A 19,272-nucleotide genomic window follows, 5' to 3' on the forward strand; every position below is an offset into this window, starting at 1 on the left:
GCGGGGCGGCGAGGGTAGCACGCGGCTCAGGGCAGGCCGAGGCCATTGAGGAAGGCGTCGACCGCGGCGGTGTAGGCCGGCTCGGCGCCGAGCTCCTGGTTGATCGCGCGGTGCGAGAGGTCCTTGCGCAGTACGCTGACCTTGACCCCGAGGGTTGCAGCCTTGGCGGCATAGGCGTCGGCCTGCGGGCAGGCATCGTCGCGGCGGGTCGAGCAGACGGCCAGCAGCGGCCTGGCGCCTGCGCGCAGTACCAGCAGCGGCGAGGCGGCCTGCCACAGTGCGGTGTCGCTGCCGAAGGCCTGGTCGTAGAGCGGATAGTGGCGGGCATGCATGATCGCCGGTACGTCGAAGGCGGCGCTGTCCAGTGCCACGGTGCCCAACCATAACGGCTTGGCGTCTGGTGCCAGGCTGCTGTCGCTGTTCAGTAGGCTGACCAGGTGGGCGCCGGCCGAGTGGCCCATCAGCACCATGCGCGCTGGGTCGCCACCCCAGCCAGCGGCTTGCTGCTGTACCGCGGCGAAGGCCTTGGCCAGGTCGGCGGCCTGTTGCAGAGGGTCGGCATCCGGGATCAGTCGGTAGTTGCTGGACACCAGCGCGTAGCCCTTGCCCAGCCAGTGCGCGGCCTTGTTCTCCACCACCGCGCCTGCGGACTTGTCGCCGGTGTGCCAGCCACCGCCGTGGACCATGAACAGGATCGGCGCCTGCTTGGCCGCGGGCGGCAGGTAGACGTCGAAGCGCTGGCGCGGGTGCTCGCCATAGGCTTGATCACGCAGCACTCGGCTGCCGGCCGGCAGCTCGGCGTCGAGCCGCTGCTGGGCGCGCTCCTCGCGGCGCTCCTGCAGTTTTTCGCGCAGGGTGGTCGCCTGGCTCAGTACGGGCAGGGTCAGGAGAAGCAGCAGGCCGAACGCTCTGGTCATGGTGGCGGCTCCGAGGGGAATGGGCCGCATGCTAGCGCAGTGAGCGGTGGCGGTCAGTGGCCGAGTAGGCGGGTCTTGATCAGGCCCGTGGCGCGGGCGCGCAGCTGGCCGCAGCCGCCATCGACGTCCTGGCCGGCGCTGTTGCGCACCTTGGTTAGCACGCCGCGGCTGTGCAGGTAGCGCACGATCTGCACGATGCGCTCGCCGTCGGGGCGCTGGTAGTCGTCGCCTTCCAGGCTGTTGAAGGGGATCAGGTTGAGCACCGCGTACTTGCCCTTGAACAGGCGCAGGATCTCGTCCAGTTCGTCCTGCCCATCGTTGACGCCCTTGAGCAGGGTCCACTGGTACTGGATCGGGTAGCCGACCGTGCGGGCATAGGCCTCGCCCAGCTCCATCAGCTCGGCGGGGGCGATTTTCGGCGCCTTGGGCAGCAAGTGTTCACGCAGCTCGGCCTTGGTGGTGTGCAGCGACAGGGCCAGCGCCGGCTTGACCCGCTGCTGCGGCAGGCGCTCGAACACCCGTGGGTCGCCGACAGTGGAGAACACCAGGTTCTTGTGGCCGATGCCGCCGTCGGTGCCGAGCAGGTCGATGGCCTCGAGCACGTTGTCCAGGTTGTGCGCCGGCTCACCCATGCCCATGAACACCACCTTGTTCACCGAGCGGCGGCGCCGCGCGAGCACCACCTGGGCGGCGATCTCGGCGCTGCTGACCTGGCGCAACAGGCCGCTCTTGCCGGTCATGCAGAAGCGGCAGGCCACCGCGCAGCCGACCTGGGAGGAGACGCACAGGCCGCCGCGCGGCAGCAGCACGCTCTCGACCATCTGGCCGTCGGCCAGGTTCACCAGCAGGCGCGACGAGCCATCCGCGCCGGGGTGCTCCGAGTGCACGCTGGCCAGGCCTTCGAGTTCGGCGCTCAGTTGCGGCAGGCCGTTGCGCACCGACATGGGCAGGAAGTGCTCGGTATGCTGGCGCTTGGTGCCGGCGTCCAGCGGCTTGCCCTGCAGCCAGGCGCGTACCACCCGGCCGCTGTGGGCGGGCAGGGCGCCGAGGTCGGCGAGGCGCTGGTGGATGTCGGAGATACGCATGGGGCGCGCATGCTACCACCGGGTATTGGTGGCGCGTAGGGCTGGCCGTCAGGGCTCGAGGTGCAGGGCCAGCCAGATGGCATCCAGCGAGCATTCGGCGACCCGGTGCCGGCAATGCGCCGGGATCAGCAGGGCATCGCCGGCGGCCAGCTGCCGCTCGCCATCGTCGAACTGCAGGCGAGCGGTGCCGCGCAGCAGCGCGACCCACTCGCTGCCCGGTTGGTCGTACCAGAAACCCTCGGGGCTGGGCTGGCCGTGGGAGGCGATCTGCTCCAGCAGCAGGCCGTCCCGTTGCAGCAGGGGAAAGAACGACTCCTCTGCCTGCGGATCGGGACGGGCCTGCAACAGGCGAGTCAGCTCGGGCGGCATCGCTTACTGCGGTACGACGCTGATGGCCATGGCGTTGGTGACGCGGATCACCACCTGGCGACCGAGGTATTCGGTCTTCATGTCGATATCGGGGCGGACCTTGATGGTGCGCTCGCTGCCGTCGGGCAGCTTGAGGGTGGCGGTGCGCAGGGTGGTGTCCATGCCCTTGACCCAGGCGGTGATCTCCACGGTGTCGGCCGCCAGCATGCCTGGCTTGTCACCCTCAGGGGCAGTGGCCAGCACGCCGGCGGCGCCATCATCGGCAGCTTCGCCCGGCTGGCGCAGGTAGACGATGCGCTCCTGGGTGGCGACCGCGCGTACCCTGTCACCGACCTTCAGCTGGTCGAAGTTCTGCATCTCCGCGGGGGCATTGAAGGTGCGCCGGTTGCCCTGGTCGTCCTTGAGGATGAAGGTGCGCTTGGCGGTGTCCACGGCGCTGACGGTGGCGACCAGCTCTTCGGTCTCGCGCACGATACCGCCGGGCACGCCTTCGACATGAGCTTCGGCGCGGCCATATTCGGTGTTCAGTTCATCATCGGCATGGCTCTGGCAGCCGAGGGTAAGGCCGATGGCCAGTGACAGGGCGAGAATGCGGGGTGCTTCCATGGGGTGGCTCCTTGCGTCATGGGTTCTGCGGTTCGGTGTTGCGGATCTCGTAGACGGCATCGTCCGGGCGCATAGGCCGGAGGTGGATCAGGTAGCTGGGGCCGGGTTGGCCGAGCATCATCTCGTTCAGATTGAAGCGCACGTCGAGCTTGAGGTACTTGATCTCGCCCGGTGCGACCTTGACGACCTGCTTGATGTCACGCGGCTCCCACTTGGCCTGGCGGGTCAAACCGGTGATACGTATGTCGTGGCGGCCGGGAGCTAGCTCGATACGGCGGTAGGAGTTGAATTGCAGGGTGCCAACGCTCTGCTCGTCGATCAGTACGTCGGGATAGGAAAGGCGTAGCGGCTGGCGGCCGGGGTTATCCGCTTCGGGGCGGTACAGGTAGATCACCGCCTGGTCCGGGCTGCTCGGTGGTACTGCCTCGAAGTAGCCAGGGCCGGCGCAGCCGCTGAGCGAGAGCAGTACGGTGAGCAGAACGGGCAATCGGCGCATGGCAGGTCCTTCCTGGCGATCTGACTCAGAGCAGCGTAGCAGCGAGGCGGCAGTCCATCGTTCCGGTCCATGAAAACTGTGCACTCGTGCTATCGTGCGCTCCGCTTTTTTCAGTCCCGGTTCCAGCCCATGAAATTCATCCACCAGCGCGAGTACCTCAACGAGGGCGACACGGTCGTCATTCACTGCTCGCAGCCCTGCAACATCCGCCTGATGAACGATGCGAACTTCCGCAGCTTCAAGAACGGCGGGCGCCACACCTACCACGGCGGCGCGTTCGACCGCTTCCCGGCGCGCATCAAGGTGCCCAGTGATGGCTTCTGGAATGTCACCCTGGATACCGTGACCCGCCGTGCCGTGAGCGTGACGCGCAAGCCGCAGATGGACTACACGATCAAGTTCCTGCGCAGCTCCGGCAGCTGACTACTGGCCGCCGCGCTGCGGCGCGTGGCCCATGCGGTACTGGTTGTCGCCGCTGCGCTTGGCCTCGTACATGGCCTGGTCGGCAGTGTGGATCAGCCGATCCATGTTCTGCGCATGCTCGGGGAACAGGGCGATGCCCAGGCTGATGCCGATGTGCTGCGGCCCGCTGTCCAGCGGTACAGGCGGGCTCAGCGCGGCGAGCAGCTTGTCGGCGATGCTGCGGCCCTCGTCATCGGGCGCGCGGTTGGGTGACAGGCCTTCCAGCACCGCGACGAACTCATCGCCGCCCAGCCGGGCCACGCTGTCCGAGCCGCGCAGCGCCTCGCGCAAGCGGGTGGCCATGACCACCAGCACCTGATCGCCGGCGCGGTGGCCATGCTGATCGTTGATCGCCTTGAAACCGTTGAGGTCGATGAACACCAGCGCCACCCGCGAGTCATTGCGGCGCGCGCGCTCCAGGGCGCTGCACAGGCGATCCTCGAACACCAGGCGGTTAGGTAGGCCGGTCAGCGCATCGTGATGGGCCAGGCGATGCATCTGGCTGGCCCAGGCCTTCTCTTCGGTGATATCGCGCACCACGCCCATCATCTTCACCGGCGTGCCGCTGTCGTCCTTGATCACGTTGCCGGTCTCGCGTAGCCAGTGCACGCTGCCGTCCGGCCAGATCACCCGGTATTCCTCGTCGTGGTTCTCGCCGGTCTCGATGCAGCGCAGCTCGCCGGCGCGTACATGTTCGCGGTCCTCGGGATGCACGCTCTGGCAGAACAGCTCGTAGCTCGGGGTGACCGCGCCGAGCTGGTGGCCGAACATGGCGTAGATGGCCTCGGACCAGTACAGGCGATTGGTGTCGATGTCCCAGTCCCAGGTGCCGATGCGGGCGAAGTACTGGCTGCGCTGGAAGCGCTCGGCATCGCTCTGGGCCGGGCGCAGCAGCAGGTGCTCGCCGACGCGGCTCAGCTGCAGGGCGCGTTGCAGGCCGTCGCCACCTCGGGCCAGGACCTTGGCCTGCGCCTGTGGCGGCTCCGCCAGCCAGCGCTCCAGGGCCTGGCCGCGCAGATCCTGCCCGGCGCAGCCGAGCAGCTCGGCGGCGGCTGCGTTGTGGCGGTGGATGCGGTCGTTGTGGTCCAGTTGCAGTACGCCCTGTTCCAGTTGCTGCAGCAGCTCGCCCAACTGGCGCAGTTGCCGCTGGCGACGCAGCAGCAGGCCGAGCAGCGCCAGTGAGGGCAGGGCGCAGAGGAGTATCAGCAGCAGGGGGAGCAAGGCGCGAGCATCCGTTCCGTCGGCTTGGATGCCTGCATTATGCACGGCGCATATGTGAAGTTCGCCACGGATTTGTATCGGCTTCGCTTAATCGGCAGCCGCAACTAGGGGAAACATCGGCACCTGCGCCGGGGTCACAACTCTGTAACCCGAAATAGGAGCATCCGCATGCTGAAGTTTCTCGGAGGTACCGTCGGCATCATCTTCATCATCGGCCTGATCGTGGTGATCGGCCTGTTCCAGCTGCTTTTCTAGGGCGCAAAACAAAAGACCCGCTGCCAGGCAGCGGGTCTTTTCGTGTGCGGCTCACAGGCGCCGTTTGTTCTTCTGATGTTGCTCACAGGTCATGAAGCCCTTGCCCTCGACCCTGCCGTTGGCATCGAAGGTCACGTAGTAGGGCTGTTCCTTGCCTTCCTCGTTGAGGATGTAGTTGTTGCAGGTACCCGCGGTGACGGTGTTCTGCACTTCGGAAGAGGGCGGCCCGCCGATGGTCAGGACCTCGTCCTTGGTCATGCCGTCGCGGACCTGCTGGACCAGCGGTTGCTCGGCGTAGGTGGCGTAGTCCACCGGGTTCTCCATGGTTGAACAGCCGCCGACCACGCCGGCCAGCGCCAGTACTGCGAGAGTGTGCTTGTTCATCTTGTTGCTCCGTCGCATGAGCCTGACCGGCTCCCTGCAGATTTGGAGCGCTGCGCTTGCGGCGAAGTTCGAGTTTTTTCCAGGCCACTGAAACCGTTAGCCAGCCGGCAGTTCCTCGCTAGCCGGCTCGCTTTTTCCCTGGCCTGCGCGCAATCTTGCCGTCTTCAGCTGCCGTCACTACAGTAGTACGACCATGAATAGGATTTCCCCGCTGACCCTCGCCCTGACTCTGGCGCTCGGCGCGCCGGGCGCCTTCGCCGACGAAGCCGCGGCCACCGAGGCGAGCACGATCAAGGATTCCGCCAAGGCGGCTGTATCCACCGCGATCACCGCCGGCAAGAACTTGCTGGGCGGCGTTTCCGACGGCGTTACCGAGGGTCGGGTAGAGGCCCAGGGCGCGGATGGCTCGATCGTCGTCTCCAACCTGGAGCAGCTCGATGGTCAGGTCAGCGTGCAACTGCTCAAGGTCGAGACCGTCGAGGACGGCAACCTGAGCGCGCTGCTGGGCTTCAAGAACACCACCGACAAGCCGCTGCGCCTGATCAACCTGCGCCAGACCGGCGCCTTGCTGGCCATCGACCAGGAGGGCTACTCCAGCGCGCCGCTGCCGGGATTGCTCAACCCGGATGACGTGACCATCCCGGCGTCGACCGGTGTACGGCAGAAGTTCGTCTTCGAAGGACCGAGCGCGGAAGTGACGTCGATCCGCCTGTGGGGCCGCGATTTCGAAGTGAAGAAGTAGTCTGTTTGCTCTCATGAAAAAGCCCGCAGATACGGGCTTTTTGCTTTCTGACGACTGGTTCAGCGCTTGGCCACGGTCATGGCGATCAGTCGCGACACCACCAGCGCCAGGTACATGACCCCGGCGAATTCCTCGATCATTACCAGTGAACGAGCCATGGCCGTGAGCGGGATGATGTCGCCCAGGCCGACGCCGGACAGGGTGGTGAAGCTGAGGAACAGCAGCTCCATCCAGGTGCGTGCCGCTTCCGGCTCCACGGCTGCGCCGAAGCTGCCGGGCGCCAGCAGCTGGCAGAAGGTGAACAGATGGGCGAAGGCCCAGGCCAGCAGGGTGAAGGTCGCGCCCACGGCGTACAGCTCATCGGTGCTGGCGTGCAGGTCGGCGCTCATATAGGCGATCAGGCTGGCCGCTGCGTAGAAGTAGAAGGCCGCCTCCAGGATGGCGATCAACGCCTCTACGATCGCGTTGGGGCTGAGCATGTCGAGCAGGTTCAGGCCCACCACCAGCAATGCCAGCAGGCCGGCCACCCAGGTCTGTACCGGGCTGCGCTTGACCACGTGCAGGGCCATGCCCAGCACCAGCAGGCCGAAGGCGCCGAACAGCGCGCGGCCGATCTGCGTACCCTCCATCCAGGGATACAGCAGCACGCCGAGCAGCTGGACGAACAGCAGGCCGGCAGAAGGGTGGAGGCGGATATAGGTGATCGGCGACATGGCGTCCTGCGTGGTCGTGGGCTGTGGCGGGCGGCGCTTCAGATCAGCCCAGTGTAGAGCTGGAACCGAGCAGCCGGCGCACCTGTTCCACAATGCGTGCTTCGCGTTCGCCCCAGTCGCCGCCAATCTCCAGCCAGGCCTGCCCGTGACGAGCCAGCCAGTCGCGGCATTGCTGGTGGAAGTGCAGGCGATCGATCAGTTCGGGCTGGCAGCGCTGGCCATCGTCTTCCCACTCCACGTCGCTTGGCGAGAGCAGCAGGTGCAGGTCGTAATGGCGCTGCAGCAGGGCGGGTTCCAGCCAGTCCGGGCAGTCGCCGAACAGCGTCTGGCTCCAGAGGATGTTGCTGAGCAGGTGGGTATCGAGAATCAGCAGCTCGGGCGCCTGGGCGCGGGCGGCGTCTTCCCACTCGAGCTGGCCGCGGGCGATGGCGGGAATATCGGCCAGGCAGGTGTCGCGCTGCTCATGGTCGATGAAGTGACGCACGTACTCGCCGACCACCAGGCCGCCGAAGCGGCGCTGCAGGCGCTCGGCGAGGAAGGTCTTGCCGCTCGACTCGGGGCCGGTGAGCACCACTACCTTCATGACGCATTACTCCGCGCGGCGCGCCATTCGCGCAGGCCGAGCACGGCCAGGGCGGTGAATACGCCGTACAGCCCAGCGGTCAGCCAGTACTCCTGGAAGGCGAAGAAGCCGACATAGAGCACGTCGATCACGATCCACAGCAGCCAGCACTGCCAGCGCTTGAGCGCCATCCACAACTGGGCGAGCAGGCTGAAGGCGGTGAGTAGGGCGTCCGGCCAGGGGTAGACCGCCTCGGTCAGGCGATCCATGGCCAGCCCCAATCCCAGGCCGATCAGCAGGGCCACGCCGAGCCCGATGAGGATTTCGCTGCGGCCTGCCGCACTGACCGGCCTCCGGCCACTGTCATCGACACCCTGGCGCCACTGCCACCAGCCATACAGCTGCATGACGGCGAACACCCCGTGCAGCAGCACCAGCGAGTAGAGGCGGGCATCGAAGAAGAACCAGGCGTAGAGCAGCACCATCACCAGCCCGATGGGCCAGCACAGCGGGTTCTGCCGCACGGTAAGCCAGACGGAGGTGATGCCGAGGGCGGCGGCGATGATTTCCAGGGGAGTCATGACAATAACCAGAAGGGGCGCCTGAGCGCCCCTTGTTCAATCAGCTGTCGTAGCCGAGGTTCGGCGCCAGCCAGCGTTCGGTCACGGACAGTTCCTGGCCCTTGCGCTTGGTGTAGCACTCGACCTGGTCCTGATCGACCTTGCCGACGGCGAAGTACTGCGCCTCGGGGTGGGCGAAGTACCAGCCGGAGACTGCCGCTGCCGGGAACATGGCGTAGTGCTCGGTGAGGAATACGCCGCTGCGGCCGGCCTGGTTGTAGTCGGCTGCCGGGTCGAGCAGCTTGAACAGGGTGGCCTTCTCGGTGTGGTCCGGGCAGGCCGGGTAGCCCGGGGCGGGGCGGATGCCGATGTACTGCTCGCGAATCAGCGCCTCGTTGTCCAGGGTCTCGTCCTTGGCGTAGCCCCAGTACTGCTTGCGCACGCGCTCGTGTAGCCACTCGGCGCAGGCTTCGGCCAGGCGGTCGGCGAGGGCCTTGACCATGATCGAGCTGTAGTCGTCGCCCTTGGCCTCGTAGGCCTTGGCCACTTCCTCGGCGCCGATGCCGGCGGTGGTGATGAAGCCGCCGACATAGTCGGTCTTGCCGCTTTCCTTGGGCGCGACGAAGTCGGCCAGGGACAGGTTCGGCTTGCTGTCCGCCTTGATGTTCTGCTGGCGCAGGTGGTGCAGGGTCGCCAGCGGCTTGCCGTCGTCGCCGTAGACTTCGATGTCGTCGTGGCGCACCTGGTTGGCCGGCCAGAAGCCGAACACGGCACGGGCCTTGATCAGTTTCTCGTCGATCAGCTTGTTGAGCATCGCCTGGGCGTCGTTGAACAGGCTTGTGGCGGCCTCGCCGACGATCTCGTCAGTGAGGATGCGCGGGTACTTGCCGGCCAGGTCCCAGGAGATGAAGAACGGCGTCCAGTCGATGTACTCGGCCAGTTCGCGCAGGTCGATGTCGTCCAGCACCTGCGCGCCGGTGAAGCTCGGCTTGGGCGCGATGTAGGTGGACCAGTCGAAGTCCAGCTTGTTGGCGATGGCCTCGGCATAGGGCAGGCGCTCGGTGCGCGAGGCGCGGGCGGCGGTGCGCTCGCGGACCACCACGTATTCGTCGCGGGTCTTCTGTACGAAGTCGGTTTTAAGTTCTTTCGACAGCAGCTGGGTGGCCACGCCCACGGCGCGCGAGGCGTCGGTAACGTAGATCACCGCGTCGTTGCTGTACTGCGGCTCGATCTTCACCGCGGTGTGCGCCTTGGAAGTGGTGGCGCCACCGATCATCAGCGGCAGGGTAAAGCCCTGGCGCTGCATCTCTTTGGCCACGTGGACCATCTCGTCCAGCGACGGGGTGATCAGGCCGGACAGGCCGATGATGTCGCACTTCTCGGCGATGGCGGTCTGCAGGATCTTCTCCGCCGGCACCATCACGCCCAGGTCGACGATGTCGTAGCCATTACAGCCAAGAACGACGCCGACGATGTTCTTGCCGATGTCATGCACGTCGCCCTTCACGGTGGCCATGAGGATCTTGCCCTTGGCTTCCGGCTTGTCGCCTTTTTCCTCTTCGATGAAGGGGATCAGGTGGGCCACGGCCTGCTTCATCACGCGGGCGGATTTGACCACCTGCGGCAGGAACATCTTGCCCGAGCCGAACAGGTCGCCGACCACGTTCATGCCGCTCATCAGCGGGCCTTCGATCACTTCGATGGGGCGCGCGCACTGCTGGCGGCACTCCTCGGTGTCCTCGACGATGAAGGCGGTGATGCCCTTGACCAGCGCGTGTTCCAGGCGCTTGGCCACCGGGTAGCTACGCCATTCCTCGTCCTCGGCTTCCTTCACCGCGCCGCCGCCACGGTAGTTGTCGGCGATGGCCAGCAGCGCTTCGGTGCTGCCCTCGTGACGGTTGAGCACCACGTCCTCGACCTTGTCGCGCAGCTCTTTGGGGATCTCGTCGTAGATCTCCAACTGGCCGGCGTTGACGATGCCCATGGAGAGGCCGTTCTGGATCGCGTAATAGAGGAACACCGAGTGAATCGCTTCGCGCACCGGGTTGTTGCCGCGGAACGAGAAGGACACGTTGGATACGCCGCCGGACGACAGCGCATAGGGCAGCTCGTCACGGATGTAGGCGCAGGCCTCGATGAAGTCCACCGCGTAGTTGTTGTGCTCTTCGATGCCGGTGGCGACGGCGAAGATGTTCGGGTCGAAGATGATGTCTTCCGGCGGGAAGCCCACTTCGTTGACCAGGATGTCGTACGAGCGCTTACAGATTTCCTTCTTGCGCGCGGCGGTATCGGCCTGGCCGACCTCGTCGAAGGCCATCACCACCACGGCGGCGCCATAGCGCTTGCACAGCTTGGCGTGGTGCTTGAACTGCTCGACGCCTTCCTTCATGGAGATCGAGTTGACGATGCCCTTGCCCTGGATGCACTTGAGGCCGGCCTCGATCACTTCCCACTTGGAGGAGTCGATCATGATTGGTACGCGCGAGATGTCCGGCTCGGAGGCGATCAGGTTGAGGAAGCGCACCATGGCCGCCTGGGAGTCGAGCATCCCTTCGTCCATGTTGATGTCGATCACCTGGGCGCCGGCTTCCACCTGCTGCAGGGCGACTTCCAGGGCCTCGGTGTAGTTCTCCTCGCGGATCAGCCGGGCGAACTTGGCGCTACCGGTGATGTTGGTGCGCTCGCCGACGTTCACGAACAGCGACTTGCGGTCGATGGTGAACGGCTCCAGGCCCGACAAGCGGCAGGCCTTGGGAATGTCCGGGATCACGCGCGGCTGGTACTTGGCCACCGCCTCGGCGATCGCCTTGATATGCGGCGGGGTGGTACCGCAGCAGCCGCCGATGATGTTGAGCAGGCCGCTGGCAGCAAACTCCTCGACCACCTCGGCCATCTGCGCCGGGGTCTCGTCGTACTCGCCGAAGGCGTTGGGCAGGCCGGCGTTGGGGTGGGCGGACACATGGGTGCCGGCCTTGGCCGCCAGCTCTGCCAGGTACGGGCGCAGTTCCTTGGCGCCGAGGGCACAGTTGAGACCCACGGAGATCGGTTTGGCGTGCGCCACCGAGTTCCAGAAGGCTTCGGTGGTCTGGCCGGACAGGGTGCGGCCGGAGGCGTCGGTGATGGTGCCGGAGATCATGATCGGCAGCTCGACGTTGTCCTCGTCGAACACCTGCTGCACAGCGAAGATCGCCGCCTTGGCGTTCAGGGTGTCGAAGATGGTTTCGATCAGGATCAGGTCGGCGCCGCCCTCGATCAGGCCGCGAGTGGCCTCGGTGTAGTTCTCTACCAGTTCGTCGAAGGTGACGTTGCGGAAGCCTGGATCGTTGACGTCCGGGGAGATTGAGCAGGTACGGCTGGTTGGGCCGAGCACGCCGGCGACGAAGCGCGGGCGGTCCGGGGTCTCCAGGCTCTTGGCGTCGGCCACCTGGCGGGCGACGCGGGCGCCGGCCACGTTCAGCTCGTAGGTCAGCTCTTCCATGCCGTAGTCGGCCTGGGATACGCGGGTGGCGTTGAAGGTGTTGGTCTCGAGGATGTCGGCGCCGGCATCCAGGTAGGCCTTCTCGATCTCGGCGATAATCTGCGGCTGGGTCAGCAGCAGCAGGTCGTTGTTGCCTTTCACGTCGCTCGGCCAGTCGGCGAAGCGCGTGCCACGGTAGTGCTCTTCCTCCAGCTTGTAGCTCTGGATCATGGTGCCCATGCCGCCGTCGAGGATCAGGATGCGTTCTTTCAGGGCTTGCTGAAGGGCCTGGAGGCGGGCGCTGCGGTCGGACATGGAGACTACCTGGGTGAGCGGTATAGAAAGGCCGTGGATGATAGCAAAGCTGCATGGCTCTCAGACGCCCGCACCTTCTGCATGAAAATGGCTCAAGTTGAGCCGTTTCGCTGTCATAGCCCTACAATGCCCTGTCGTTGCATAAGGACTTTGCCATGCCCCGTCGTTTTCTCGCTCCGCTGGCGCTGCTGTGTGCGCCGTTGTTCGCTGCCGAGCCGGTCTCCTACAGCCGTGACGTTCAGCCGATCCTGACCAACAAGTGCGTGGCCTGCCATGCCTGCTATGACTCGCCCTGCCAGCTCAACCTGGGCAGCGGTGAAGGCGTGCAGCGCGGCGCCAGCAAGTTGCCGGTGTACGACGGCACGCGCACCAAGGCGCAGGCCACTACCCGTCTGTACTTCGATGCCCATGGCGAGGCGGCCTGGCGCGACAAGGGCTTCCACTCGGTGCTCGATCCGCAGGGCGGCCAGGCCGCGCTGGTGGCGCGCATGCTGGAACTGGGGCGGGCCAATCCGCCGACGGCCAATGCCAAGCTGCCGGACGAGCTGAACATCGATATCGACCGCGAGAACCAGTGCCCGCTGCCCGGCGAGTTCGATGCCTACGCGAAGAAATTCGCTCACGCCGGCATGCCCTTCGGCGTCGCCGGGCTCAGCGACGCCGAGTACAGCACCCTGCAGAACTGGCTGCAGCAGGGCGCTCCGGTGGAGCAACAGGCGCTGCAGCCATCGGCCGCCGAGCAGAAGCAGGTGGCCGAGTGGGAAGCCTTCCTCAACGCGCCTGGCGCGCGGGAGAGCCTGGTCAACCGCTGGCTGTTCGAGCACCTGTTCCTCGCCCACCTGTATTTCGAGGGCGGCGAAGCGGGGCACTTCTTCCAGCTGGTGCGCTCGCGCACGCCGAGCGGCCAGCCGATCGACCCCATCGCCACGCGCCGGCCCAATGAGGACCCGGGTACCCAGGTGTACTACCGCCTATGGCCGATCCAGGGCGTGATCGTGCACAAGACCCACATCACCTATCCGCTTAGTGCCAAGAAGCTCACTCGGGTGCGGGAGCTGTTCTACGCCAGCGACTGGACGGTGGACGCGGTGCCCGGCTATGGCGCCCAGCGCCGGGCCAATCCGTTCGAGACCTTCGCCGCCATCCCGGCCCAGGCGCGCTACCAGTTCATGCTGGATAACGCCGAGTACTTCGTGCGCACCTTTATCCGCGGCCCGGTGTGCCGTGGGCAGATCGCCACCGACGTGATCCGCGACAACTTCTGGGCGCTGTTCCAGGACCCGCAGCACGACCTCTACATCACCGATGCCGAATACCGCGCCCAGGCCACGCCGTTGCTGGCGATGCCCGGCCAGTTCGACGAAATCGGCGATTTGCCCGGCCTGTGGAAGGCCTACCGCGACAAGCGCAACGAGTACGAGGACCTGCGCCGCGAAACCTATGCCGACGCGCCGCTCCCCGGCTGGTCGACCCTGTGGGATGGCAACGACAACGCCTTGCTGTCGATCTACCGCCACCACGACAGCGCCATGGTGCGCAAAGGCCTGATCGGCGAGATTCCGCAGACGCTGTGGCTGATGGACTACCCGCTGCTGGAGCGCACCTACTACCAGCTGGTGGTCAATTTCGATGTGTTCGGCAACGTCGCCCACCAGGCGCAGACGCGCCTGTATTTCGACCTGATCCGCAATGGCGCCGAGGTCAATTTCCTCCGCCTGCTACCGCCGGACTCGCGCCAGGCCTACCTGGACGATTGGTACCAGAACAGCGGCAAGCTGAAGATGTGGCTGGACTACACCGAGGCCGATTTCGATACGCCGAGCGGCATCGCACTGCCGGAGCAGGGAGCCAAGGGCGCCTTCGCCCAGGCGCTGCTGGCGCGCTACGCCGACCTCAATGCGCGGCCCGATCCGATCAACCGCTGCGAGGGGGCTGATTGCCATCGTCCGGGCCTGCCAGCCGATCTGGAAGATGCCGAGCAGGCCCTGAGCCGGCTGACCGGGCGCCCGGCCGGTGGGCTTAAGGTGATCGACCAGTTGCCTGAGTCGACCCTGCTGCGTGTCGAGCGCGCCGATGGCCAGCGCGAGGTCTACAGCCTGCTGCGCAACCGTGCGCACAGCAACGTGGCCTTCATGACCGGTGAATCGCTGCGCTACCAGCCGGGGCTGGACACCCTGACGGTCTATCCAGGTGTACTCACCAGCTATCCCAACTTCATCTTCAGCCTGAAGGCGAGCGAGGTGCCGGAGTTCGTCTCGGCCATGGAGCAGGTGCGTGACCAGGCGGCCTTCGACAAGCTGGTGGAGCGCTGGGGCCTTCGCCGCAGTAACCCCGAGTTCTGGCAGTACTTCCACGACCTGTCGAGCTACATCCAGGAGACCGAGCCGACGGAAGCCGGCGTGCTGGACATGAACCGCTACCGAAACCTCTGAGGCAATGAAAAAGCCCGCCGATTGGCGGGCTTTTTCATTCTGCGGCGCGTGCTTAGAAGTGCACTTTGGCCAGCAGGCTGATGGCGCTCTGGTCGGTACCGCCGAGGATTTCGTCGCCCAGGAAGCTGTCGTCGTCGATGCCGTACTTGTCGCTCCAGTAGTCGTATTCCACGCCTACGTAGAACTTCTCGCCCCAACCCAGGGCCTTGGCCAGGTCGTACTTGATCTGCGGGTTGAAGTGCAGGTTGGCGTGGTAGCTGTCGTCGTTGTCCACGACCCAGTCCATGAAGCCGTCGATCACCACGTTGGAGTTGCCAACCGGGATGGTGTAGCTCCACACCGGGGTGATCTGCCAGACGTTGTCACCGTCGCGCTTGCCATCGGTGGTGCGCAGGTAGGTGTTCAGCTGGAAGTAGTCGAAGCCGGGGATGTTCAGGTCCACGGCCGGGCCGATCAGGTAGGAGTCGACATCGTCTTCGCCGAACTCGTAGGTGGCGGCCAGCAGGACGTCCTTGATCGGGCCGAACGACAGGTCGGCGCCGCTGATCTTGCCGAACGACAGGCGCGGGCTGATCTCGCCATAGAAGGTATGGCCGTCACCGGCGCCGTTGGTGGCCTCGGTGTTGTACTTGATGCCGTCGACGAAGACGAACAGGTCACCGAAGCTCCAGCCGCTAGCGTGCTCGAAGGTCACGGTCTGCTGCTTGGGCGGGTCGATCTTGAAGTCGATGCCATTGAGGTAGGTCAGGCTGTTGTCTTGCCACAGCAGCAGGTCGCCGGCCATGGCCTGACCGGCTGCCAGCAGGCTGCCGGCCAACAACAGGGAGGTGGTGGTGCGATTCATCAAGTGCTCCTGGAATTATTAATGTTTTATGTGTTGAACCTGTCGAATTGGTCAGGCTTTCACTGCTTGAGCAAGAACGGCGCCAATTCTTGTCCCGCGGGACAGAAAGCTGGCTTTTTCTCGGATTTTTTCCTTTCCTGCCTTTTTTCTCGGCGTGCTGGCGGGCTGCCCGCACCGCTAGCACGCTCAAAGCCTCCTCGCGGCCGCTGTGGGCGGCCGTGGCGAAGGCGTTGATCGGGGTATTTGCTGCTTCAGGATGGCGCGCTTCTGCGCCATCACGGGTCATTTCACCAGTCGTGCGTCCATGCTGTTCTGCGCCAGGCGTTGCGCCTGCTCGCGGGTCATGCCGAGGCTGTCGTGCATGGCCATGAAGTTCTCGCCGACGTAGCCGCCGAAGTAGGCCGGGTCGTCTGAGTTCACCGTGACTTTCACGCCGCGCTCGAGCATGTCGAGGATGTTGTGCTGGGCCATGTCGTCGAACACGCAGAGCTTGATGTTGGACAGCGGGCAGACGGTCAGCGGGATCTGCTCGTCGATGATGCGCTGCATCAGGCGCTCGTCCTCGATGGCGCGCACGCCGTGGTCGATACGCTCGATCTTGAGCAGGTCCAGGGCTTCCCAGATGTATTCGGGCGGGCCTTCTTCGCCGGCGTGGGCGACGGTCAGCAGGCCCTCGCTGCGGGCCTTGGCGAACACGCGCTCGAACAGACGCGGGGGGAAGCCCATCTCCGAGCTGTCCAGGCCGACGGCGACGAAGGCGTCGCGGAACGGCATGGCCTGTTCCAGGGTCTTGAACGCCTCTTCTTCGGAGAGGTGACGCAGGAAGCTGAGGATCAGACCGTGGCTGACGCCGAGCTGTTTCTCGCCATCGACCAGCGCCTGCTTGATGCCGCGCAGCACCACTTCGAAGGGAATGCCGCGGTCGGTGTGGGTCTGCGGGTCGAAGAACGGCTCGGTGTGCACCACGCCCTGTTCCGTGCACTTGAGCAGGTAGGCCCAGGTCAGGTCATAGAAGTCCTGCTCGGTGCGCAGGACGTTGGCGCCCTGGTAATAGAGGTCGAGGAATTCCTGCAGGTTGTTGAAGGCGTAGGCGCCGCGCAGGCTCTCCACGTCGCTCCAGGGCAGGGCGATCTTGTTGCGTTCGGCCAGGGCGAACAGCAGCTCGGGCTCCAGCGAACCTTCCAGATGCAGGTGCAATTCTGCCTTGGGCAGCTCGTTGATCCATTGGTGCATGTGGCGAATCTCGTCATCGGGCGATGTTTTGGCCGCGCATTCTAATCGCGCGGGGCATGCAGGGGCAGGGCAGTGGTCGGGAAACGGCCGGGGGCGAACCCGGCCGCATGCGCCGACGCAAGCTTGTCCTCAGGCGGTGGCCTCCTGGCGACGGTAAGCATAGGTGTCGGCGAAGCGCGACAGCATGTAGTCGCTGCAGGAGATAGGCGCGTACTTTGGCGGGTTGCTGGCATCGAAGCAGCCCGGCAGGCAGCTGATCTCGGTGTCCGGGTGTGGCTCGGCGAAGAACGGCATGGAGTAGCGGTCGACGCCCAGCGGGCTGATCACCCGGTGCGGGGTGGATTTGTAGCGGTCGTTGCTCCAGCGCGCCATCATGTCGCCGATGTTGACCACGTAGGTGCCTTCCACCGGCGGTGCGTCGATCCACTCGCCGCGCACGTCCTGCACCTGCAGGCCGCCGGCGTTGTCCTGGTACAGCAGGGTCACGCAGCCGTAGTCGGTGTGGGCGCCGGCGCCTTGTTGCTCGGCGCTGCTGGCGGTCTGGCGCGGTGGGTAGTGGATCATGCGGAACACGCTGATCGGGTCGGCGAAGCGCTGGTCGAAGAAGTCTTCCTCGATGCCCAGGGCTTCAGCCATGGCACGCAGCAGGGTCAGCGACAGCTCGTGCATGTCCAGGTAGTGCTGCTGCATCAGCGCTGCCCAGCCGGCGATCTGCGGGTGCCGGTTGGGGCCGCGCAGCGCCTTGCCGGCGAGTACGTCGGGGTGCTCGGCGTCCATGTGGAAACCCATGTCGAAGGTCTCCTTGAGGTCGCTCGGCTTGCTCGGGTCGAGCTGCTCGGTGGCGATGGCGCCGTAGCCGCGATGATGGGCGGTCTGGGTGATGTCGATGCGCAGCTTTTCCTCGGCCGGTCGGGCGAAGAAGTCCACGGCGGCGGCCTTCAGCTCGGCGATGCGCGAGTCCGGAATCGGGTGGCCCTTGATGTAGTAGAAGCCCCATTCGCGGCAGGCGTGGTCGATCTGCCGGGCGACTGCGAGCTTGGCGGCCTGGTCGTCCTGGTACAGGGGGGCGATATCGATGATGGGCAGGGTGTTCATGCTGGCTCCAAGAAGGACGGTCCGCGGCGCCGGTCTGGCGGGTGAGCGCGGTCCGGGTTGCTGCGAGTCTTCTCGTACCCATGCAGCGAAGAGGTCGGCTCGGGCCGGCCCTGTGCGCGGTTCTCCCGGGGGAGGGACGGCAGCACGTCTTCAGTAAAACCGCCACGCGGGGTGCACGGCGGCGGAATTCTACGGCAGTTCGGGGGCGCCTGGCGCCCCCGTTGGCCGGTTACTTCGGCAGTTCGGCGGTGATGCCCTTGACGTAGTAGTTCATGCCCGCCAGTTCGGCGTTGCTGGCCACGGCGCCCTCGGCGATCTTGACCGCGCCGCTCTGGTCCATGATCGGGCCGGTGAACGGGTGGAAGGTGCCGGCCTTGATGTCGGCGATGATCTTCTCGGCTTCGGCTTTCACGTCAGCCGGTACCAGGTCGCTGATCGGCAGCTCGATGGTGCCTTCGGCCAGGCCGCCCCAGTAGTCCTGCGACTTCCAGTTGCCATCCATGACCGCCTGGGCGCTCTTGATGTAGTGCGGTCCCCAGTTGTTGACGATGGAGGTCAGCACGGCTTTCGGGCCGAAGTGGGCCATGTCCGAGGCGTAGCCGACGGCGTATACGCCACGACGCTCGGCGGTCTGGATCGGCGCCGGGCTGTCGGTGTGCTGGAACACCACGTCCACGCCCTGGTCGATCAGCGCGTTGGCGGCATCGGCTTCCTTGCCCGGATCGAACCAGGAGTTGACCCACACCACCTTGATCTCGGTGCCCGGGTTGTACTTGTCCAGGGCCAGCTGGATCGAGTTGATGTCGCGGATCACTTCCGGAATCGGGAAGGAGGCGATGTAACCGATCTTCTTGGTCTTGGTCATCTTGGCGGCCAGGTAGCCACCGACGTAACGGCCTTCATAGGAAGTCGACAGGTAGGTGCCGAGGTTCTTGTCCTGCTTGTAGCCGGTGGCGTGCTCGAAGGTGACCTTGGGGAACTGCTTGGCGACCTTGGCGGTGGGGTTCATGTAGCCGAACGAGGTGGTGAACACCAGGTCATAGCCGCCCTTGGCCATGTTGCGGATCACGCGCTCGGCGTCGGCGCCTTCGGCCACGTTCTCGACGAAGCTGGTCTCGACCTTGTCGCCGAACTGCTTGATCAGCGCCTGGCGGCCCTGCTCGTGCTGGTAGGTCCAGCCGTGGTCGCCGATCGGGCCGACGTAGACGAAGCCGACCTTCAGCGGATCCGCAGCGGAGGCGGAGAGGGTAGCGCTCAGGCCGATGGCGGCGGCGATGCCGCAAACCAGGCTCTTCAGGGAAGTGGTGGACATAGGGGTTGCTGTGCTCCGTAGCGAGTTGTTGTAGTGGCCTCAGAGGGCGTTTTGCTCAATGCAATAAATTGACCAGAAAGACAAAAAAGCGCTGTTGCGTGTTGCTTCGGGCTTCTGCGCCATAACGGCCGGCGCAGAAGTTGGCGAAATGGTCAAAACTGGCGCGCCGTGACGAGCTGCGGCGTGAATCTGGTGCAGTTCGGCGCCCATGC

19 protein-coding genes are annotated in these 19,272 nt (G+C 65.4%); 3 read left to right on the plus strand and 16 right to left on the minus strand.

What is annotated here, in order from left to right; genetic code table 11:
• Window positions 1-26 precede the first annotated feature (26 nt).
• Genes IP89_RS03575 through IP89_RS03595 form a run of 5 tightly spaced genes read right to left on the minus strand, consistent with a single transcriptional unit; the run spans window position 27 to window position 3,473 of the window.
• The gene (locus tag IP89_RS03575) at window positions 27-917 is read right to left on the minus strand and encodes an alpha/beta hydrolase (protein ID WP_052080942.1); all 891 of its coding nucleotides are present in this window, start codon (window positions 915-917) and stop codon (window positions 27-29) included.
• Window positions 918-970: 53 nt separating this feature from the next.
• A complete protein-coding gene (locus tag IP89_RS03580; RefSeq protein ID WP_043307765.1) occupies window positions 971-2,002 on the minus strand; it encodes an RNA methyltransferase in 1,032 nt (343 codons plus the stop codon).
• Window positions 2,003-2,050: 48 nt separating this feature from the next.
• The gene (locus IP89_RS03585) at window positions 2,051-2,371 is read right to left on the minus strand and encodes a cupin domain-containing protein (RefSeq protein ID WP_043307767.1); all 321 of its coding nucleotides are present in this window, start codon (window positions 2,369-2,371) and stop codon (window positions 2,051-2,053) included.
• A 3-nt stretch (window positions 2,372-2,374) separates the two neighbouring features.
• Window positions 2,375-2,977 carry a hypothetical protein gene (locus tag IP89_RS03590; protein WP_043307769.1) on the minus strand — a complete coding sequence of 201 codons (603 nt, stop codon included), beginning with the start codon at window positions 2,975-2,977 and terminating at the stop codon, window positions 2,375-2,377.
• Window positions 2,978-2,993: 16 nt separating this feature from the next.
• Window positions 2,994-3,473 (minus strand): DUF2846 domain-containing protein, encoded by a 480-nt coding sequence (locus IP89_RS03595; RefSeq protein WP_043307771.1) that lies wholly within the window; start codon window positions 3,471-3,473, stop codon window positions 2,994-2,996.
• 69 nt (window positions 3,474-3,542) lie between these two features.
• On the opposite strand from IP89_RS03595, the gene IP89_RS03600 reads away from it, so the two are divergent.
• A complete protein-coding gene (locus IP89_RS03600; protein WP_256203097.1) occupies window positions 3,543-3,896 on the plus strand; it encodes a DUF1883 domain-containing protein in 354 nt (117 codons plus the stop codon).
• Here IP89_RS03600 and IP89_RS03605 read toward each other — a convergent pair whose 3' ends face one another.
• Together IP89_RS03605 and osmE are read right to left on the minus strand one after the other, a co-directional pair.
• The gene (locus IP89_RS03605) at window positions 3,897-5,156 is read right to left on the minus strand and encodes a diguanylate cyclase domain-containing protein (RefSeq protein WP_052080943.1); all 1,260 of its coding nucleotides are present in this window, start codon (window positions 5,154-5,156) and stop codon (window positions 3,897-3,899) included.
• 306 nt (window positions 5,157-5,462) lie between these two features.
• Window positions 5,463-5,795, minus strand: coding sequence for an osmotically-inducible lipoprotein OsmE (gene osmE / locus IP89_RS03610; protein ID WP_043307775.1), 333 nt, complete (start codon window positions 5,793-5,795; stop codon window positions 5,463-5,465).
• A 193-nt stretch (window positions 5,796-5,988) separates the two neighbouring features.
• Here osmE and IP89_RS03615 point away from each other — a divergent pair, with 193 nt between their 5' ends.
• The gene (locus IP89_RS03615) at window positions 5,989-6,537 is read left to right on the plus strand and encodes a hypothetical protein (RefSeq protein WP_043307777.1); all 549 of its coding nucleotides are present in this window, start codon (window positions 5,989-5,991) and stop codon (window positions 6,535-6,537) included.
• 59 nt (window positions 6,538-6,596) lie between these two features.
• On the opposite strand, the gene IP89_RS03620 is transcribed toward IP89_RS03615, so the two are convergent.
• From IP89_RS03620 to metH, 4 genes are read right to left on the minus strand one after another with little or no spacing between them, the layout of a single operon-like run.
• Entirely contained in the window at window positions 6,597-7,250 is a 654-nt protein-coding gene (locus tag IP89_RS03620; protein ID WP_043307778.1) for a potassium channel family protein, read from the minus strand.
• A 43-nt stretch (window positions 7,251-7,293) separates the two neighbouring features.
• Window positions 7,294-7,833 (minus strand): AAA family ATPase, encoded by a 540-nt coding sequence (locus IP89_RS03625; RefSeq protein ID WP_043307780.1) that lies wholly within the window; start codon window positions 7,831-7,833, stop codon window positions 7,294-7,296.
• Complete coding sequence (gene pnuC / locus IP89_RS03630) at window positions 7,830-8,393, minus strand: nicotinamide riboside transporter PnuC (protein WP_043307781.1); 564 nt, start codon at window positions 8,391-8,393, stop codon at window positions 7,830-7,832. Before pnuC ends, IP89_RS03625 begins: the two co-directional genes overlap by 4 nt.
• A 40-nt stretch (window positions 8,394-8,433) precedes the next feature.
• Entirely contained in the window at window positions 8,434-12,144 is a 3,711-nt protein-coding gene (gene metH / locus IP89_RS03635) for a methionine synthase (RefSeq protein WP_043307782.1), read from the minus strand.
• A 155-nt stretch (window positions 12,145-12,299) separates the two neighbouring features.
• Between metH and IP89_RS03640 the strand changes: the two genes are divergently transcribed.
• Entirely contained in the window at window positions 12,300-14,576 is a 2,277-nt protein-coding gene (locus IP89_RS03640; RefSeq protein WP_043307784.1) for a fatty acid cis/trans isomerase, read from the plus strand.
• 52 nt (window positions 14,577-14,628) lie between these two features.
• Here IP89_RS03640 and IP89_RS03645 read toward each other — a convergent pair whose 3' ends face one another.
• The 5 genes from IP89_RS03645 to IP89_RS23245 form a co-directional block, all read right to left on the minus strand.
• Window positions 14,629-15,420 (minus strand): outer membrane protein OmpK, encoded by a 792-nt coding sequence (locus IP89_RS03645; RefSeq protein ID WP_043307785.1) that lies wholly within the window; start codon window positions 15,418-15,420, stop codon window positions 14,629-14,631.
• Between the two features lie 282 nt (window positions 15,421-15,702).
• A complete protein-coding gene (locus IP89_RS03650) occupies window positions 15,703-16,653 on the minus strand; it encodes an adenosine deaminase (protein ID WP_043307787.1) in 951 nt (316 codons plus the stop codon).
• Between the two features lie 129 nt (window positions 16,654-16,782).
• Window positions 16,783-17,748, minus strand: a complete 966-nt coding sequence (locus tag IP89_RS03655; RefSeq protein WP_043307789.1) for a 2-oxoglutarate and iron-dependent oxygenase domain-containing protein — start codon at window positions 17,746-17,748, stop codon at window positions 16,783-16,785.
• A 229-nt stretch (window positions 17,749-17,977) separates the two neighbouring features.
• A complete protein-coding gene (locus IP89_RS03660) occupies window positions 17,978-19,060 on the minus strand; it encodes a BMP family ABC transporter substrate-binding protein (RefSeq protein WP_043307791.1) in 1,083 nt (360 codons plus the stop codon).
• 39 nt (window positions 19,061-19,099) lie between these two features.
• Window positions 19,100-19,270 carry a hypothetical protein gene (locus IP89_RS23245; protein WP_156114978.1) on the minus strand — a complete coding sequence of 57 codons (171 nt, stop codon included), beginning with the start codon at window positions 19,268-19,270 and terminating at the stop codon, window positions 19,100-19,102.
• Between the last annotated feature and the right edge of the window lie 2 nt (window positions 19,271-19,272).

Origin of the sequence: Pseudomonas sp. ML96, assembly GCF_000761545.1 — a bacterium.
GTDB lineage: Bacteria > Pseudomonadota > Gammaproteobacteria > Pseudomonadales > Pseudomonadaceae > Aquipseudomonas.

Coding starts and splice junctions, on each gene's coding strand:
- IP89_RS23245 (WP_156114978.1), bottom strand. CDS start 19,270: ATGGGCGCCGAACTGCACCAGATTCACGCCGCAGCTCGTCACGGCGCG.
- IP89_RS03645 (WP_043307785.1), bottom strand. CDS start 15,420: ATGAATCGCACCACCACCTCCCTGTTGTTGGCCGGCAGCCTGCTGGCA.
- IP89_RS03640 (WP_043307784.1), top strand. CDS start 12,300: ATGCCCCGTCGTTTTCTCGCTCCGCTGGCGCTGCTGTGTGCGCCGTTG.
- IP89_RS03620 (WP_043307778.1), bottom strand. CDS start 7,250: ATGTCGCCGATCACCTATATCCGCCTCCACCCTTCTGCCGGCCTGCTG.
- metH (WP_043307782.1), bottom strand. CDS start 12,144: ATGTCCGACCGCAGCGCCCGCCTCCAGGCCCTTCAGCAAGCCCTGAAA.
- IP89_RS03625 (WP_043307780.1), bottom strand. CDS start 7,833: ATGAAGGTAGTGGTGCTCACCGGCCCCGAGTCGAGCGGCAAGACCTTC.
- IP89_RS03590 (WP_043307769.1), bottom strand. CDS start 2,977: ATGGAAGCACCCCGCATTCTCGCCCTGTCACTGGCCATCGGCCTTACC.
- IP89_RS03615 (WP_043307777.1), top strand. CDS start 5,989: ATGAATAGGATTTCCCCGCTGACCCTCGCCCTGACTCTGGCGCTCGGC.
- IP89_RS03600 (WP_256203097.1), top strand. CDS start 3,543: ATGAAAACTGTGCACTCGTGCTATCGTGCGCTCCGCTTTTTTCAGTCC.
- pnuC (WP_043307781.1), bottom strand. CDS start 8,393: ATGACTCCCCTGGAAATCATCGCCGCCGCCCTCGGCATCACCTCCGTC.
- osmE (WP_043307775.1), bottom strand. CDS start 5,795: ATGAACAAGCACACTCTCGCAGTACTGGCGCTGGCCGGCGTGGTCGGC.
- IP89_RS03650 (WP_043307787.1), bottom strand. CDS start 16,653: ATGCACCAATGGATCAACGAGCTGCCCAAGGCAGAATTGCACCTGCAT.
- IP89_RS03655 (WP_043307789.1), bottom strand. CDS start 17,748: ATGAACACCCTGCCCATCATCGATATCGCCCCCCTGTACCAGGACGAC.
- IP89_RS03585 (WP_043307767.1), bottom strand. CDS start 2,371: ATGCCGCCCGAGCTGACTCGCCTGTTGCAGGCCCGTCCCGATCCGCAG.
- IP89_RS03575 (WP_052080942.1), bottom strand. CDS start 917: ATGACCAGAGCGTTCGGCCTGCTGCTTCTCCTGACCCTGCCCGTACTG.
- IP89_RS03580 (WP_043307765.1), bottom strand. CDS start 2,002: ATGCGTATCTCCGACATCCACCAGCGCCTCGCCGACCTCGGCGCCCTG.
- IP89_RS03660 (WP_043307791.1), bottom strand. CDS start 19,060: ATGTCCACCACTTCCCTGAAGAGCCTGGTTTGCGGCATCGCCGCCGCC.
- IP89_RS03595 (WP_043307771.1), bottom strand. CDS start 3,473: ATGCGCCGATTGCCCGTTCTGCTCACCGTACTGCTCTCGCTCAGCGGC.